This window comes from Micromonospora sp. AKA38 (genome assembly GCF_027925725.1).
GTDB lineage: Bacteria > Actinomycetota > Actinomycetes > Mycobacteriales > Micromonosporaceae > Micromonospora.
The window spans coordinates 202,274-217,543 of the sequence record NZ_BNEI01000010.1 but is presented as its reverse complement, the minus strand read 5'-3'; the positions used below and the strand labels follow the sequence as shown (position 1 = coordinate 217,543).

The 15,270-nt window shown below is 72.8% G+C and carries 16 protein-coding genes; 7 read left to right on the top strand and 9 right to left on the bottom strand.

The features are described 5' to 3' along the window. Positions 1-5 precede the first annotated feature (5 nt). The 6 genes from TPA0908_RS31425 to TPA0908_RS31400 form a co-directional block, all read right to left on the bottom strand. On the bottom strand, positions 6-347 hold the full coding sequence (locus tag TPA0908_RS31425) for a hypothetical protein (protein ID WP_281944137.1): 342 nt from the start codon (positions 345-347) through the stop codon (positions 6-8). Positions 348-387: 40 nt separating this feature from the next. After that, positions 388-1,050: a peptide-methionine (S)-S-oxide reductase MsrA gene (msrA, locus tag TPA0908_RS31420; RefSeq protein WP_281944135.1), complete on the bottom strand. Its 663-nt coding sequence runs from the start codon at positions 1,048-1,050 to the stop codon at positions 388-390. A gap of 74 nt (positions 1,051-1,124) precedes the next feature. Next, positions 1,125-2,099 (bottom strand): Fic family protein, encoded by a 975-nt coding sequence (locus TPA0908_RS31415; RefSeq protein ID WP_281944133.1) that lies wholly within the window; start codon positions 2,097-2,099, stop codon positions 1,125-1,127. Between the two features lie 137 nt (positions 2,100-2,236). Further along, positions 2,237-2,653 (bottom strand): HIT family protein, encoded by a 417-nt coding sequence (locus TPA0908_RS31410; protein ID WP_281944131.1) that lies wholly within the window; start codon positions 2,651-2,653, stop codon positions 2,237-2,239. A gap of 134 nt (positions 2,654-2,787) precedes the next feature. Beyond that, entirely contained in the window at positions 2,788-3,480 is a 693-nt protein-coding gene (locus TPA0908_RS31405; protein WP_281944129.1) for a nucleotidyl transferase AbiEii/AbiGii toxin family protein, read from the bottom strand. Then, positions 3,480-3,809: a hypothetical protein gene (locus TPA0908_RS31400; RefSeq protein ID WP_281944127.1), complete on the bottom strand. Its 330-nt coding sequence runs from the start codon at positions 3,807-3,809 to the stop codon at positions 3,480-3,482. The genes TPA0908_RS31405 and TPA0908_RS31400 overlap by 1 nt, the downstream gene beginning before the upstream one ends. 94 nt (positions 3,810-3,903) lie before the next feature. On the opposite strand from TPA0908_RS31400, the gene TPA0908_RS31395 reads away from it, so the two are divergent. From TPA0908_RS31395 to ilvA, 4 genes are read left to right on the top strand one after another with little or no spacing between them, the layout of a single operon-like run. Next, positions 3,904-5,046, top strand: a complete 1,143-nt coding sequence (locus tag TPA0908_RS31395) for a cystathionine gamma-synthase (protein WP_281944125.1) — start codon at positions 3,904-3,906, stop codon at positions 5,044-5,046. Between the two features lie 15 nt (positions 5,047-5,061). Beyond that, positions 5,062-6,474, top strand: a complete 1,413-nt coding sequence (locus tag TPA0908_RS31390; RefSeq protein WP_281944123.1) for an amidase — start codon at positions 5,062-5,064, stop codon at positions 6,472-6,474. Positions 6,475-6,525: 51 nt separating this feature from the next. Next, positions 6,526-7,485 carry a DUF4328 domain-containing protein gene (locus TPA0908_RS31385; RefSeq protein WP_281944121.1) on the top strand — a complete coding sequence of 320 codons (960 nt, stop codon included), beginning with the start codon at positions 6,526-6,528 and terminating at the stop codon, positions 7,483-7,485. Next, a complete protein-coding gene (ilvA, locus tag TPA0908_RS31380) occupies positions 7,482-8,702 on the top strand; it encodes a threonine ammonia-lyase (protein ID WP_281944119.1) in 1,221 nt (406 codons plus the stop codon). Before TPA0908_RS31385 ends, ilvA begins: the two co-directional genes overlap by 4 nt. Before the next feature lie 124 nt (positions 8,703-8,826). On the opposite strand, the gene greA is transcribed toward ilvA, so the two are convergent. Continuing rightward, the gene (gene greA / locus TPA0908_RS31375) at positions 8,827-9,327 is read right to left on the bottom strand and encodes a transcription elongation factor GreA (protein ID WP_107162318.1); all 501 of its coding nucleotides are present in this window, start codon (positions 9,325-9,327) and stop codon (positions 8,827-8,829) included. A 148-nt stretch (positions 9,328-9,475) separates the two neighbouring features. Next, complete coding sequence (locus TPA0908_RS31370; protein WP_281944115.1) at positions 9,476-9,907, bottom strand: DUF4307 domain-containing protein; 432 nt, start codon at positions 9,905-9,907, stop codon at positions 9,476-9,478. Between the two features lie 243 nt (positions 9,908-10,150). Between TPA0908_RS31370 and mca the strand changes: the two genes are divergently transcribed. The 3 genes from mca (at position 10,151) to TPA0908_RS31355 (ending at position 14,077) form a co-directional block, all read left to right on the top strand. Further along, complete coding sequence (gene mca, locus TPA0908_RS31365) at positions 10,151-11,032, top strand: mycothiol conjugate amidase Mca (protein WP_281944113.1); 882 nt, start codon at positions 10,151-10,153, stop codon at positions 11,030-11,032. A 48-nt stretch (positions 11,033-11,080) separates the two neighbouring features. Next, a complete protein-coding gene (locus TPA0908_RS31360) occupies positions 11,081-11,365 on the top strand; it encodes a hypothetical protein (protein WP_281944111.1) in 285 nt (94 codons plus the stop codon). Positions 11,366-11,587: 222 nt separating this feature from the next. Continuing rightward, positions 11,588-14,077 carry a putative bifunctional diguanylate cyclase/phosphodiesterase gene (locus TPA0908_RS31355; protein ID WP_281944200.1) on the top strand — a complete coding sequence of 830 codons (2,490 nt, stop codon included), beginning with the start codon at positions 11,588-11,590 and terminating at the stop codon, positions 14,075-14,077. A 98-nt stretch (positions 14,078-14,175) separates the two neighbouring features. Here the strand turns inward: TPA0908_RS31355 and TPA0908_RS31350 are convergent, their stop codons facing one another. Then, on the bottom strand, positions 14,176-15,210 hold the full coding sequence (locus TPA0908_RS31350; protein ID WP_281944109.1) for a phosphatidylinositol-specific phospholipase C domain-containing protein: 1,035 nt from the start codon (positions 15,208-15,210) through the stop codon (positions 14,176-14,178). Between the last annotated feature and the right edge of the window lie 60 nt (positions 15,211-15,270).

Sequence of the window (15,270 nt, the reverse complement as noted above, 5' to 3'; positions counted from 1 at the left end):
CGGTCTCAGGCGGCCGAACGACGACTGTCGCGGAGGGCCGGGAACCGGCTTTCCCACGTTCGGCGGACAGAGAGAGGAAGCCACATGGTCGGCCAGAGGCGGACCAGCATTTCCTGATCCAGGTATGTTGCGAGGTCCTCTGCGCTCGTCGCCTCGTTGAGCACCGCGCGATAGAGGTCTCTGATCCGGCCCGGTTGCGCCAGGTCGTACCTGCTGTTTCCCGACCACTTCAAGTGCCTGGGCAGGCTGACGACCCCTTGGGTCGGTCCGCAGAGAGCCTCCAGGCGGTCGGGCACGATGACCGGCTTGGCGTACCCGCTGGGGCGGGCTTCGCTCTCGCCGTTCATCGTGCCCTCCTCGTCGTCGGATCCAGATTAGCGAGCGGGCCTAGCTCCCGGTGCGGGCCACGCCGACCGGGCAGCTCAGCCCGTTGGGCCCGTGGTTGCAGTAGCCGTTCGGGTTCTTCGTCGGCGCCAAATACTGCTGGTGGTAGTCCTCGGCGAAGAAGTAGTCGCCCAGCGGCGTGATCTCCGTGGTGATCTCACCCTTGCCGGCGCGCGCCACGATCGGCGCGAACGCGTCCCGCGACGCCGTGGCGGCGGCGAGCTGCTCGTCGGTGGTGGTGTAGATCGCGGAGCGGTACTGGGTGCCCACGTCGTTGCCCTGGCGCATGCCCTGGGTCGGGTCGTGGTTCTCCCAGAAGACCTTGAGCAGGTCCTCGTAGCTGATCGTCGACGGGTCGTAGACCACCTGGACCACCTCGGCGTGCCCGGTCATGCCCGAGCAGACCTCCTCGTACGTCGGGTTGGTGGTGTACCCGCCCGCGTAGCCGGCCGACGTGGTGAGCACGCCGGGCAGCGTCCAGAACAGGCGCTCGGCGCCCCAGAAGCAGCCCATGCCGAAGACGGCGACCTGCGCGCCCTCCGGGAACGGGCCCTTCAGCGAGGACGGCAGCACCTCGTGCCGGTCGGCGATCGGCATGGCGAGCGGGCGGCCCGGCAGGGCCTGGTCGGGAGTGATCATCTCGGCCTTCATGCGGCGGAGGAACACGGTGGGTCTCCTCTCGTGGCTTTCCCAGCGTGTAACAGCGCCGGTCCCCGGTTCCTTACCCGTTCGGGCGACCGTCAGGCGGGACGGCCGCGCCGGTAACGGCTCTTCGTGTAGTCGTTCACCCACTTCTGGCTGCTTCGCCACGTGCCGTCGTCCGCCTTGACGGCTCTCAGTCGACCTCTTATGGCGGCAACACGAAGGGCGTTCTCGGTCAGGTCGGCCGTGGCCAACGCGGGAAGCGGCAGCAACTTCACCGGACCGGCCACCGCGGGCATGACGAAGCGGTAGAGGTTCGCGGTGACGCTGCGGGCGATCAGCTCTCCCAACAGCCCGGGGTCGCCGACGTCGGCCCGGCGCATGGCGCGTAGATAGGCATCCCGGTCCCGCTTGTAGATGATGGCGGGCGGATAACCCAGTCTGCCGAGAAGGAGGCTCAGCACCAGGCGGCCTGTTCGGCCGTTTCCGTCGAGGAACGGATGAATGGCTTCAAAGTCGTTGTGAACCACCGCCAGCCGTTCGGCAAGGGGCGTATCCGTCTTCGCTCGCAGTTCCGCGACACGGTCGAGCCAACTCCGGATCCGCGCATCGACCTCCGGCCAGGACGGCGGCTTCATCCCGCCGGGGAAGCGTGCGATCTCGTGCCGTCGGAAGTTGCCGGGCCCTTCGAGGTCGGTGGCGTGCGGGTGCGGGTCCACCGTCCAGACCGGGGTCATCGCGACGTGGTGGATGTGCCGTACCTCCTGAAGTGAGAGCAGTGCTTCGGACTGCCACTCACCGGGCTCCAACGCTTGGCCGTAAACCCATCGGGCCGCGTCGGCGTAGCCCCGGACCTCCATGTAGTCCCGCAGCGGTTTGGCCCCGACGGCGCGACCCTCGTCGAGAAGCTTCTCGACCTCCTGGAGAACGAGGGTGTTCCCCTCGATGGCGGTGCTGTTGTGCGCCTCTTGGTGCCAGATCTCCGCCCAGATGTCTTCTGCCTCGGCGGGTGTCGGTAGCCCGCCCAGCCGGTCTCGCAGTTCGCGGACTGCCTCCTCCATGCGCTGGTACACGGCGGCGCGGGAAGGGCGCCCAGGGCCGGACATGACCTGCTCCAATTTTGTTCGTTTCGGGGAATCAAAACGTACCGAACAAATTTGTCGACTCCGGGGAGACTCGCCGAGCACCTGCTCCCCGGGCTGGCAGCCTCTCAGCCGCCCAGCGCAGCGGAGATCCGCCCGGCGAAGCCGGTCGCCTCGGCGTCGTCGGCGTAGCGGGTCCGGGGCCAGAAGAAGCCACGCAGCCCGTCGCCCCTGGTCCGGGGCACCACGTGGGTATGTAGGTGCGGGACGGACTGGGACACCTTGTTGTTCATCGCCACGAACGTCCCACCGGAGCCCAGACCGGTCTCCACCGCCGCCGCGATCCGCTGCACCAGCCGGAAGTAGCCGGGCAGCGCGTCGCCCGGCAGGTCGGTCAGCGCCACCAGGTGGGTGCGGGGCACCACCAGCACGTGTCCCTTGAACACCGGCCGGGTGTCGAGGAACGCCACCCCGTCCGGCTCGTCCGTCACCACGAAGCCCGGTACCTCACCGGCCACGATCCCGCAGAACACGCACCCAGCCATCCGCCCAGGCTAGGCCCACCCCACCGGTCCCGCCCGGCGTGCCCACCCCCGTCCCACGGTGTCGATCATGAAGTTGGCGGCGGCACTCCGGACCCCGACCACCGTCAACTTCATGGTCAACGCGGGTGGGTTGGTCAGGGCCGGTCCAGGTAGCTGTCCCAGTCGTCGTCGGGGATGCCGTTGGGGCCGGTCTCGCCGTTGGCAAGGCGCGTCCGGATGTCCGCCTCCCAGCGCAACGCCCACGTGCGCAGTTCGTCGACCTGGGGCTCCGTGAGGCCGTATGAACGGAAAGTTCGGATGTCCCGCTCAATCACGCCACCCAACCGATCGGCCAACTCATCCAGCGAGAAGCCCACGGTGTGGTGGGCGCCGAGGCGCTCCAGCTCGGACCACGCGAGTCGCCCGTTCGCGGCGCGGACATCTATGTAATCCCGGTGGGCGGCGCGGTCATGCAGCGCGCGGACCTTGAGCCCGACAGCGTCCTCGAAGGCCAGCACCGGGCCCAGAGCCATTCGGGCGGGTGGCGCGAGCGCCTCCTTGAGCAGGTCGACCTCGCATGACGACACATCGTCCGAGATCAGCAGGCGAGCCATCCGAGGTGTCGACTCGATGATCCGAGCGGAGAAGCCGGCTGCGACGTAAGCGGCGGCGAGGCGGTCCGTCACGGCAGGGAGCGGCATCGCGACGGCCGTGGCGAAGTCGATGTCCTGGGAGGGCCGGTTGACCAGGTCGTGGGCCCATATGGCGTAGCCCCCCGCGAGCATCAAACCCAGGTCGTCGCCAGCGGCAAAACCGATCTCCAGCAGACGACGGTGCAGCTCGTCCATTATTCGGCGGCGAGGGCGGGCAGTCGTCGCTCCCAGAGCCGCGTCACCCGGCGCGCGGTCAGCCGCCGGATGCGGGGCCAGTCCTGGCGGAGTAGCGCGGCGTTGACGTAGTTGACGATGTCGCCACGTTGGCCGCAGTCGAGCAGCAAGCAGTAGAAGGTCAGTCGTTCGTGCGCATCGCCGATGTCGTAATCGGTCGGACCCGACCAGGCCAGCCGCACGGGCAGGCTGACCCGACCCGATCGCGGACCGGCCAGCATCTCCATCGACGCGGGGATCCGATCGACGACGCCGTGCAGGCGCGAGGGCAGCGCTTCGGTCGAACTCACCGGCCCAGTATGGCCGACCGGGCGACGACCTCCCGGTTGTGACCCGCGCCGGGTTCCCGGCGGCCGAACGGAGCGGCGGACTAACGTCTCGGGCATGAGTCACGGCTTCGAGACGCTCGCCATCCACGCCGGCCAGGACCCGGAGGCCCGCACCGGCGCGGTGATCCCTCCGATCTACCAGACCAGCACGTACGCCCAGGACGCGGTCGGCGCGCCCCGTGAGGGCTACGAGTACAGCCGCTCCGGCAACCCCACCCGGGACGCGTTGCAGGAGTGCCTGGCCGCGCTGGAGGGCGGCCCGATCGGGCTCGCCTTCGCCAGCGGCCTGGCCGCCGAGGACACGCTGCTGCGGACCGTCTGCAAGCCGGGCGACCACGTGGTGATCCCGGACGACGCGTACGGCGGCACCTACCGGCTGTTCGCGAAGGTGGCCGAGCGCTGGGGCCTGGACTACACCCCGGCGAAGGTCTCCGACCCGGCCGCGGTCCGGGCCGCGATCCGGCCCGGCGTGACCCGGATCGTCTGGGTGGAGACGCCGACGAACCCGCTGCTCGGCATCGCCGACATCGCCGCCCTGGCCGCCGTGGCGCACGACGCCGACGCGTTGCTGGTGGTCGACAACACGTTCGCCTCGCCGTACCTGCAACAGCCGATCGCGTTCGGCGCGGACGTGGTGGTGCACTCCACCACGAAGTACGTCGGCGGGCACTCCGACGTGGTCGGCGGCGCGCTGGTCGCGGCGGACCGCGGGCTCGGCGAGGAGTTGCGCTACCACCAGAACGCGATGGGCGCGGTCAACGGCCCGTTCGACGCCTGGCTCACGCTGCGCGGCATCAAGACCCTCGGGGTACGGATGGACCGGCACTGCGACAACGCCGAGCGGATCGCCGCCTTCCTGGACGGCAACGCGAAGGTCGCCCAGGTGCTCTACCCGGGCCTGCCGTCGCACCCGGGTCACGAGGTGGCCGCCAAGCAGATGCGCCGGTTCGGTGGCATGATCTCGTTCCGCGCGGCGGGCGGTGAGGAGCACGCCGTGGAGATCTGCAACCGGGCCCGGCTGTTCGTGCTCGCCGAGTCGCTCGGCGGGGTGGAGTCCCTGATCGAGCACCCGGGCCGGATGACACACGCCAGCGCTGCCGGCTCGCCGCTTGAAGTTCCCGGCGATCTCGTGCGACTGTCTGTCGGCATCGAGACGGTCGACGACCTGCTCGCCGATCTGGAGCAGGCACTGGGCTGACCGCTGGACGGGAGGGTGGCAGTGCCGGACATCTTGCCGACGACCTGGGTCGGGGCGACCGCGAAGCAGATCGCCCGCGCGGTACGCCGCGGCGACGTCTCCGCCACCCAGGTGGTGGCCGACCACCTCGACCACGTGTCACGGGTCGACGCCGAGCTGGCCGCGTTCCGCACGGTCCGTGGCGGCGAGGCGATCACCGAGGCGGAGAAGGTCGACGAGCAGGAGGAACTGGCCGACCTGCCGCTGGCCGGGGTGCCGGTGGCGGTCAAGGAGAACACGCCGGTGGCCGGCCTGCCCACCTGGAACGGGTCGGCCGCGATGCGTACCCCGGTGGCGGAGGCCGACCACGAGGTGGTCCGGCGGCTGCGCGGCGCGGGCGCGGTGATCCTCGGGGTGACCCGGATGCCGGAACTCGGCCTCTGGGCCCTCACCGACGACGACACCGGCGTGACCCGCAACCCCTGGGACCGGACGCGTACCCCCGGCGGCTCCTCCGGCGGCGCCGCCGCCGCGGTGGCCGCCGGGTTGGTGCCGATGGCGCACGGCAACGACGGCCTCGGCTCGATCCGCATCCCGGCGGCCTGCTGCGGTCTGGTCGGGCTCAAGCCCGGCCGGGGCGTGGTGCCCTGCCAGCTCGGCGCGGACGACTGGTTCGGTCTCACCGAGCACGGCATGCTGACCGGGACGGTGGCGGACGCGGTGGTCGGCTTCTCGGTGCTGGCCGGCCGCCGGCCGGACAAGCTGGTCCCGCCGCCGCGGCTGCGGGTGGGCGTCTCGCTGCGCTCGCCGGTCCGGGGCGTCTCGCCGGACGCGCCGAACCGGGACGCGGTGGCCGCCGCCGGCCGGCTGCTGGCCGCCGCCGGGCACGACACCGTCCCGGCCGACCCGGTCTACCCGACCCGGCTGGGCCTCCAGGGCATCGCCACCTGGTTCGCGGCGGCCGCCGCCGACGTGCGGGCCGCCGGTGTGGCGCCACGCCAGCTCCAGCGGCGCAGCCGCCGGCACGTCGCGCTCGGCGAGTGGGCGCAGCGCCGGGGGTACGTCAGGGAGGCCGACCGGGCCGCCTGGCGCGAACGGTCGGTGCACTTCTTCGACGACCAGTCGGTCGACCTGCTGCTCACCCCCGCGCTGGCCGGGCCGCCGCCGGAGGCAGCCGGCTGGTCCGGCCGCTCCTGGCTGGCGAACATGTCGACGAACATCCGGTACGCCCCGTACGCCGCGCCGTGGAACATCGCCGGCCTGCCGTCGATCGTGGTGCCGGTCGGGCGTCGCCCGGACGGGCTGCCGGTCGGGGTGCAGTTCGTCGGCCCGCCCGGCTCCGAACTGCTGCTGCTCGGGGTGGCCGGCCAGTTCGAGATGCAGGCGCCGTGGCAGCGGCACGCCCCCGGCTATCCCCGCGTCGGAACGGGGTCACCGGCCGTCGCATGATCGTCTAACGTGTGCGCGTCCCTGTCGCGCGCACTCCTCCGGACGGTCCCGATGCACTGCCAGACCTGCGGGGACGCCACCTCGCCCGCCTTCGACGAGTGCCAGCGCTGCGGCACCCGCCACGGCCAGCCCCCGGTCCTGCCCGGCGTGCCCACGTACCCGGTCCGGGGCCTGGGGTCGGCCCTCTGTGTCGCGGTCGGCGCGACCGCCGCGCTGTTCACGCTCTCCGCGCTCTTCCCGCTGCTCGGCGTCCGCCTGGCCCGCTCGGCCGCCGAGCAGCTCGACCGGGACGTGCTGCTCGGCGCGGTGCTCGCCGAGGTCCTGCTCACCCTGCCGTTCATCCTGGCCGTGCTGGTGGCCGCCACGCTGGTGGTGATCTGGACGTGGCGGGTGCGCAAGAACCTGGACGCCTTCTCCGGCGCCGCGCCGACGCAGAGCCCCGCCTGGGCGATCGCCGGCTGGCTGGTGCCGTTCGCCAACTTCGTCGTGCCGGCCCGGGTGGTGGCCGAGGTGGCGCGGTTCAGCCTGTGGCGCCGCCGCACGCCGTGGCTGGTGCCGCTCTGGTGGGCGGCCTGGCTGGTCTTCTCCATCGGGGAGCGGGTGGTGGCGCAGCTGGAGGAGCAGCGGTACGAGCGGCTGACCGAGTGGCCGCGCAGCGAGGCCGAGTTCGCCACGTACGTCACGTTCTACCGGGAGTCGCTCGCGCCCCGCCTGCTGCCGGTGCTCGCCTGCCTGGTCGCCGCGATCTCTTTCGTCGTGCTGGTTCGCCGGGTCTCCGTCGCCCAGCAGGACCGGATCGCGCGGGCCCGACCGGCGTTCCCGGGCTGGCCCGGTCAACCCGGCTGGCCGGGACATTCCGGCTGGTCAGGGCAGTCCGGTCAGGCTGGCCGGCCCGGTTGGCCGGCGGCCGGGGCGGCCGGCCCCGCGCCTGTCGTGGGGCCCGCGCCCGGTGCGCCCGTGGCGACGTCGCCGCAGCTTCCGCCCGGTGCGGGTGGCACGATCGGGGCATGACGGAACTGGTCGGTCTCGCCGACGTACAGGCCGCGCGGGAGCTGCTCGCCGGCGTCACCCGGACCACCCCGCTGGAGCCGTTCCGGCCGCTCAGCGCCGCGTTCGGTGGGCCGGTCATGCTCAAGTGCGAGAACATGCAGCGCGCCGGGTCGTACAAGGTGCGCGGCGCGTACGTACGGATCTCCCGGCTCTCGGCGCAGGACCGGGCCCGGGGCGTGGTGGCGGCCAGCGCCGGCAACCACGCCCAGGGCGTGGCGCTCGCCGCCGGCCTGCTCGGCGCGGAGGCCACCGTCTTCATGCCGGTGAACGCGCCGCTGCCGAAGGTCTCCGCGACCAAGGGGTACGGCGCCCGCATCGAACTGGTCGGCACCACTGTCGACGAGGCGCTGGTCGCGGCGCAGACGTTCGCGGAGCGGACCGGCGCGGTGTTCATCCACCCGTTCGACCATCCGGACGTCATCGCCGGTCAGGGCACGGTGGCGTTGGAGATCCTCGAACAGTGCCCGGACGTGCGCACCATCGTGACCGGGGTGGGTGGCGGCGGCCTCGTCTCCGGGATCGCGGTGGTGGCCAAGGCGCTGCGCCCGGACATCCGGGTGATCGGGGTGCAGGCGGCGAGCGCCGCCGCCTTCCCGCCCTCGCTGCGGGCCGGCGAGCCGGTGCGGCTGCCCGCCTTCTCGACGATCGCCGACGGCATCGCCGTGGGGCGTCCCGGCGAACTGACGTTCACCCACGTCCAGCGGCTGGTCGACGACGTGGTCACGGTCTCCGAGGAGGACATCTCACGGGCGTTGCTGACGCTGATGGAGCGCGGCAAGCAGGTGGTGGAGCCGGCCGGCGCGGTCGGCGTGGCGGCGCTGCTGGCGGCCGTCGTGGAGGTGGAGTCGCCGGTGGTGGCGGTGCTCTCCGGCGGCAACATCGACCCGTTGCTGATGCTCCGGATGATCGAGCACGGGCTGGCGGCGACCGGGCGTTTCCTGCGCATCACGGTGCGCTGCACGGACCGGCCCGGGCAGCTCGCCTCGCTGCTGGGTGAGATCGCCGGGCACCGGGCGAACGTGGTGGACGTGGTGCACCAGCGGGCGAACCCGCACCTGCGGCTCGGGGAGGTGGAGGTGGCGCTCTCGGTGGAGACCCGCGGGGTGACGCACTCGGACAAGCTGATCAGCGCGTTGCGGGCCAGCGGCTACCAGGTGGATCTGGTCGGCGCCGTGTGAGATCGCGAACGCCCCGGCCGGATGATCCGGTCGGGGCGTTCGAGTGGAGTGGCTCGGGTCCGAGGAGCCTGTCAGCCTCGGTCGGGTCGGACCCGAGCCGGCCGGCGCGGGTCCGCCAGCGGGATCAGCCGGAGTACGGCTCGAAGGACACCACCGTCACCTTGATGTCGGCGCCGCTCGGCGCCGTGTAGGTGCAGGTCTGGCCGGCCTTGCCACCGAGGATCGCCTTGCCGAGCGCGGACTCGGGGCTGTAGACGGTCAGCTCGGTGGTGGAGGCGATCTCGCGGGAGCCGAGCAGGAAGGTCTCGGTGTCGTCGGCGTCGTCGTCGAAGTAGATCGTCACGACCATGCCGGGCGACACCGCGTCGGCATCCGGTGCCTCACCGACCTTGGCGGTGCGGAGCAGCTCCTTCAGGTAGAGGATGCGTCCCTCGGCCTTGCCCTGCTCCTCGCGGGCGGCGTGGTAGCCACCGTTCTCCCGCAGGTCGCCCTCCTCGCGCCGGGCGTTGATCTCGGCGGCGATGACCGGCCGGTTGGCGATCAGCTCGTCGAGCTCGCCCTGCAGGCGGTCGTACGCGTCCTGGGACAGCCAGGTGGCGGGCGCCTCGTTTCCGTTGGTGGACACAGGCGATCTCCTCGGTTGGTGCGGACTGGCTGACAGGTGAACTACCAAGCTACCAGTGCCGTGCCCGTCCGGGTGCGCTCGATCACCCGGGGTGCCGGCGGCGGGACCCACCCGGGTGCGAGGTCCGGCGGCTCGCCGGTGCTCCGGCTCAGGCCGGTCGGCAGCGCAACACCTCACCGATGAACGGCCGGGCGCTGGTCGGCACCTCCTGGCTGGCCCGGACGTGCCGCTGGCCGGGCCCGGCGGTCACGGTGGCCTCGACGTGGCCCACCTCGGCGCCGTCGTGCGAGCGGGCCCGCAGCAGGCAGGTGGCCGCGCCGCCCGGCGGCACGGTGACCCGGAAGTCGACCACCACCCGGGAGTCGGTGATCCCGGTGTAACTGATCATCTCGCCCCGGTACTCCGGGTCGCCGTACTGGGTGTAGAGCTTCGCGGCAGCCAACCCGAGCACGGCCAGCACGACCGCCACGGTCAGCGCGAGCAGAAGCGGCCGGCGGCGACCCGGCTCCCGGCGGCGGCCGTAGCGGCCGGGCGGGAAGACCGGCGTACCCGGTACGACTGTGGCGTGCGTCTCGCTCACCGGCGGGTATCTCCTGGCGTTGTTGTCGGCGGCATCGGCAAGAATGGCAGGGTCCATCTTCCCAGCCCGGCGCTGAGCCAAGGATGGCAGGTCGGCCCCGACCGGTCCGAGTGGTCCCGGCCACTCCGACGGGGTGCCGGCCGGCCAGCACGGGGGCTTTCGCGGGCGCGGGGGGAGATTCCGGCAGGTCAGCCGGTCGGCCCGGGTGGGTCGGCCGGTGGGCACAGACGAGGAGCGCCCAAGGTGGCAGAGCAGCTGCGTCTCATGGCGGTGCACGCCCATCCCGACGACGAGTCGAGCAAGGGCGCCGCCACCATGGCGAAATACGTCGCCGAGGGGGTGGAGGTGCTGGTCGTCACGTGCACCGGCGGCGAGCGGGGCAGCGTGCTGAACCCCAAGATGGACCGGCCGGACGTGTGGGCCAACATCGGCGACATCCGCCGGGCCGAGATGGACGCCGCCCGCGCCATCCTCGGCGTCGAGCAGGCATGGCTCGGCTTCGTCGACTCCGGGCTGCCCGAGGGCGACCCGTTGCCGCCGCTGCCGGAGGGATGCTTCGCCCTCCAGGAGGTGGAGGCCGCCGCCGCGCCACTGGTGCGGCTGATGCGGCAGTTCCGCCCGCACGTGGTCACCACGTACGACGAGGAGGGCGGCTACCCGCACCCGGACCACATCATGACCCACAAGGTCACCGTGGCCGCGTTCGAGGCGGCCGGCGACCCGGAGCGCCACCAGGAGCTGGGCGAGCCCTGGCAGCCGCTCAAGCTCTACTACGACGTGGGCTTCTCCCGCGCCAAGATCATGAGCCTGCACGAGGCGATGCTCGCCGCCGGCCGCGAGTCGCCGTACGGGGAGTGGATGAAGCGCTGGGAGGACCGCCCCGACAAGGGCGACCGGATCACCACCCGGGTCGACTGCGCCGCCTACTTCCCGGTCCGCGACGACGCGCTGCGCGCCCACGCCACCCAGATCGACCCGGACGGGTTCTGGTTCCAGGTGCCGATGGACCTCCAGCAGCGCGCCTGGCCCACGGAGGACTTCCAACTCGCCCGTTCGCTGGTGGACAGCCCGCTCCCCGAGTCGGACCTCTTCGCCGGCGTGCGCGAGACGTGCCGTGCCCACTGACGTCGGCGCGGGCTACCCTGGTCGTCAGCCGCACATCGGAGGAACACCATGCTGACCACCGCCCAGGTGCTCGCGGAGAACAACTTCGGTGACACCCGCACGGGTGGTCTGGCCGGTCCGATGGGCCTCTTCCTCATCGTCGCGCTGGCCACCGTCACCGTCCTGCTGATCCGCAACATGAACGCCCGGCTGCGCCGGCTGCCGGACCGCTTCCCGCACCAGGCCGAGCCGGGACGGGTCGACGCGGCGGTCGTCGATCCGACAGGGGGGACTGTCGAGCAGGATTCACCGACGAATACTCCCAACGGCTCCCAGCAGCACCGCAACAGCTGAACACCACGTGAATCACGCCCAAGTCGGTCGTCGACCCCTGTTGCGACCACCGGCTTTGGCTTAGCCTTCCGCCGGGGGGACCGTCAGGCCCCGGACCCTGCGCGGAAGGGGGGCGTCGATGTCGAGGACAGTCACGGGCCCCGACCGTGCCCCGATCCCGGGCCGTCCCGGGGCGGGGCCGTGACCTCCGAACCGGCCGACCGTCCCCCCGACCGGCTCGGCCTGCGCGGCACCCCGTTGAGCGTCGTGCTGCTGACCGCCGCGGTCGCGGTCACCGCGCTGCTGGCCGCGGTGCTCGGTCTCGCCGTACCGGCGCACCTGCCGGTCGATGACCCGCTGCCCGGGCCGGCGCGGTTCGGCCTCGCCGCGGTCACGTTCGCCGTCGCCCAGCTCGCCCGCCTGCGCTTCCGCACCGCGGCCGGCATGGTCAGCATCACCTGGGGCGAGGCCGCGCTCGTGGTCTGCCTCTGGCTGGTGCCCGCCGGCTGGCTCCCGGGCGCGGCGCTGCTCGGCGCCGGCGCCGCCTGGACCACCATGTCGCTCGTCGCCGACCGCCGCCCGGTGCTGGAACTGGTCCGCATCGCCGGCTCGCTCACCGCCGCCACGGCGCTGGCCGGGGCCGTCGCGAGCGCGCTCGGCCGGCCGCTGCTCGCCGCGCCGACCCCCGAGCTGGCCCTGGCGCTGGGCGCCGGCGCGGTCACCTACCTGCTCACCACCGCCTGGCTGGGCGCCGCCACGATCGCCCTGCGGCACGGCATCCCGATCGGGCCGCCGCTGCTGGCCGCGCTCCGCGGCAAGCTGCCCATGTTCGTCGGCAACGTCGCGGTCGGCCTGGTGGTGGTCGCGCTGCTCGAACTCGACGCGCGCTGGCTGCTGCTCCTGCCGCCCCCGCTGTGGCTGCTGCAACAGACCTACCGGCACCGGCTCCGGGCCGACCAGGAACGGCGGACCTGGCGGGCGTTCGCCGAGGCCACCGCCGCGCTCAACCAGCTCGACGAACGCGGCGTCGCGACCGCCGCGGTGACCGGCGCGCTCACCCTGTTCGGGGCCGAGCTGGTCGAGGTGGACGTGGCGCGCGGGGAGGGGCACTGGCGCCGCTACCGGGCCGACCTCGGCGGTCAGGTGCGGGACGTCGAGGTGGACCCGACCGCGGAAGCCGGCACCGGCGAGCACGAGCTGGTCCGGCGGCTCGCCGTCGGCACCGTCGAGGTGGGCCGGCTGCGGGTGCGCTTCGCCCGGTCCGCCCCGCCCAGCCCCGCCGAACGTGACGGGGTGGCCGCGTTCTCCGACGCCCTGGCCGCCGCGCTGCACGACGCCGCGACCCACCGCGAGCTGCGGCTGGTCACCGCCCGGTCGTCGTACGAGGCGGTGCACGACCAGCTCACCGGGCTGCTCAACCGGGCGGCGCTGCTGGCCCGGGGCGACCAGGCGCTGCGGCAGCGTCCGCACGACCACCCGGTGGCCCTGCTCCTGCTGGACGTGAACCAGTTCAAGGAGGTCAACGACACGCTGGGGCACGCCGCCGGCGACGAGCTGCTGCGGCTGACCGCCAACCGGCTGGCCGTGCTGACCCGGCCGGGCGACCTGCTCGGGCGGCTCGGCGGCGACGAGTTCGCGCTGCTGCTGACCTCGGTCCCGGTGATCGACGACCGGACGGCCCCGCTGACGTACGCGCTGCGTCAGGCCCGGGAGGTCGCCGAGCGGCTCGCCGCCCCGACCGAGGTGGCCGGCGTGCGGATGTCGGTCGAGGTGGCGGTCGGCGTGGTGGCGGCCGACGCGGGCGCCGCCGACCTGACCGAGCTGCTGCGGCGTGCCGACATCGCGATGTACCAGGCCAAGGAGGGCGGCGGCAGCGTCGCCGCGTACGACAGCTCGCGGGACGCGGCGAGCACCGACCACCTGGCGTTGCTCGCGGAGCTGCGCGAGGCGCTGGCCGCCGACGACCAGCTGGTGCTCGCGTTGCAGCCGGCGGTCGACCTGGCCACCGGCGCGCCGACCGGGGTGGAGGCGTTGATCCGGTGGCGGCATCCGCGCCGGGGCTGGCTGGGACCGTCCGACTTCATCCGGCCGGTGGAGAACAGCGAGCAGCTCGGCAGCTTCACCCGCTACGTGCTGGACAAGGCGCTGGCGGTGGCCGCCGGGTGGGCGCGTGAAGGGCTGGACGTCCCGATCTCGGTGAACCTGTCGGCGCGCAGCCTGCTCGACCCGAGGTTGCCCGCCGAGATCGAGGAGGCGCTGCGCCGGCACCAGGTTCCGCCGCGCCGGCTGGTCCTGGAGATCACCGAGACGGTGGTGATGAGCGAGCTGGAGGTCATCGACGAGGTGCTGGCCACGCTCCGGGCGATGGGCGTGCAGCTCGCCGTGGACGACTTCGGCACCGGCTTCTCGTCGTTGACGTTCCTGACCCGGATCGCGGTCGACGAGTTGAAGGTGGACCGCTCCTTCGTGATCCGGATGGCGGACTCGCCGGAGGCGGCGGCGATCGTGCGTACCACCGTCGGGCTCGCCCACGAGCTGGGCCTGCGGGTGGTGGCCGAGGGCGTGGAGACCGCCGAGCAGCGCACCGCGCTGGCGGAGCTGGGCTGCACCGCCGCCCAGGGCTACCACTTCTTCAAGCCGATGCCGGCGGACAAGATCGGCGCGGTGCTCGGCTCGCTGCGCGACACGGCCCGCGGCAACGTCTTCCCGCTGCGCGCCGACGGCGCCTCCTGACCCCACCCCCACCTGCCTCTGCCGCAGATTCACGGAAAGCGTGGCCATCCGGGCCCGGACAGCCACGCTTTCCGTGCAACAGGGGCCTCACTCAGGGGTCAGCCTCGGGGGAGGACGTCGTCGAGGACGGTGGGGAGACCGGACCAGTCGGCGGAGGCGATGGTGGCGTGCGCGCGGGCGAGCTGGGCGACCCGGGCCGCCGCCGCGTCGGCGTCACCGGCCCCGACGGCCGGCGGGACGTTCTGCGCGTCGGTCATCACCAGCAGGTAGTGGTTCGTGTCGTACCAGGCGGTGTCGATGCCGCCGGTGACGTACGCCGAGGCGTCGCCGTCGAAGACGACGAACCACTGGCGCAGGGCCGGGTCCGCGTAGCGGGCGCGGGGGTCGCCGGCCTGGGCGCGGTGCACGGCCGGGAACGCGCGGGCGGTGTCCAGTGTGCCGGCCGCCGCCAGGCCGGCCAGGTGGCGCGCGTACTCCACGTCGGTCCAGAGGGTGTCGGTCGGGTTGCCCTCCTCGACGGTGCCGGGGATCAGTTCCACGATCACCTTGCCGGCGAGCTGCCCCCGGGTGGGCCAGGCGTCGGCGCGGGCGGCGGCGTCCAGGCCGGGGTGGCCGCCGAGCAGGTCGGCGGGGCGGAACACCCGGTCGCCGAGGCGGGCGGCGAGCACCGCGTCGAGCTGGGCCGGCCCCTGCCCGGTACGGCTGCTGAAGCCGGTCTTGAGTTCCAGCTTGAGGATCACCGGGCCGGCGTCGGGGTGGGCGCCCAGCCAGAGCCGGATGTCGTCCAGGCAGTGCTCCAGGTTCTTGTTCCGGGTGCCGGTGTAGAGCTGGGCCGCGCTGGTGGCGGCCACGCAGTTGTTGTCGTTGCCGAGCGGGTTGCTGTGGCTGACCCGCCACTGCCGGGTGAGCACGTCCGGCCAGACGTCCAGTTCGATCAGCCCGGGTCGGGCGTCGAGCGCCTGGGCGAGGTAGGTGTAGGTGCCGCGCTCGTACGTGTTGTGGATGCCGACGGCGGTGGTGGCGGACCACCGGGTCTCCGGTGGCACCGCGGCGGACGCGGCGGCGGGGGTCAGCGCGGCGCCGGTGAGGGCGGCGAGGGCGAGCAGGGCGAGCAGGACGGGGGGTCTGCGCATGGACCGTCTCCTTCGGACGTGCCGGCGGTGGGCGACGCCGGACATGCGCCGATTCAAATA

Bases quoted from the DNA above. Each gene is read 5' to 3' on its own strand.
- TPA0908_RS31350 (WP_281944109.1), bottom strand. From the start codon at position 15,210: ATGCGCAGACCCCCCGTCCTGCTCGCCCTGCTCGCCCTCGCCGCCCTC.
- TPA0908_RS31360 (WP_281944111.1), top strand. From the start codon at position 11,081: ATGCTGACCACCGCCCAGGTGCTCGCGGAGAACAACTTCGGTGACACC.
- ilvA (WP_281944119.1), top strand. From the start codon at position 7,482: ATGACGGAACTGGTCGGTCTCGCCGACGTACAGGCCGCGCGGGAGCTG.
- TPA0908_RS31410 (WP_281944131.1), bottom strand. From the start codon at position 2,653: ATGGCTGGGTGCGTGTTCTGCGGGATCGTGGCCGGTGAGGTACCGGGC.
- TPA0908_RS31425 (WP_281944137.1), bottom strand. From the start codon at position 347: ATGAACGGCGAGAGCGAAGCCCGCCCCAGCGGGTACGCCAAGCCGGTC.
- TPA0908_RS31405 (WP_281944129.1), bottom strand. From the start codon at position 3,480: ATGGACGAGCTGCACCGTCGTCTGCTGGAGATCGGTTTTGCCGCTGGC.
- TPA0908_RS31395 (WP_281944125.1), top strand. From the start codon at position 3,904: ATGAGTCACGGCTTCGAGACGCTCGCCATCCACGCCGGCCAGGACCCG.
- TPA0908_RS31385 (WP_281944121.1), top strand. From the start codon at position 6,526: ATGCACTGCCAGACCTGCGGGGACGCCACCTCGCCCGCCTTCGACGAG.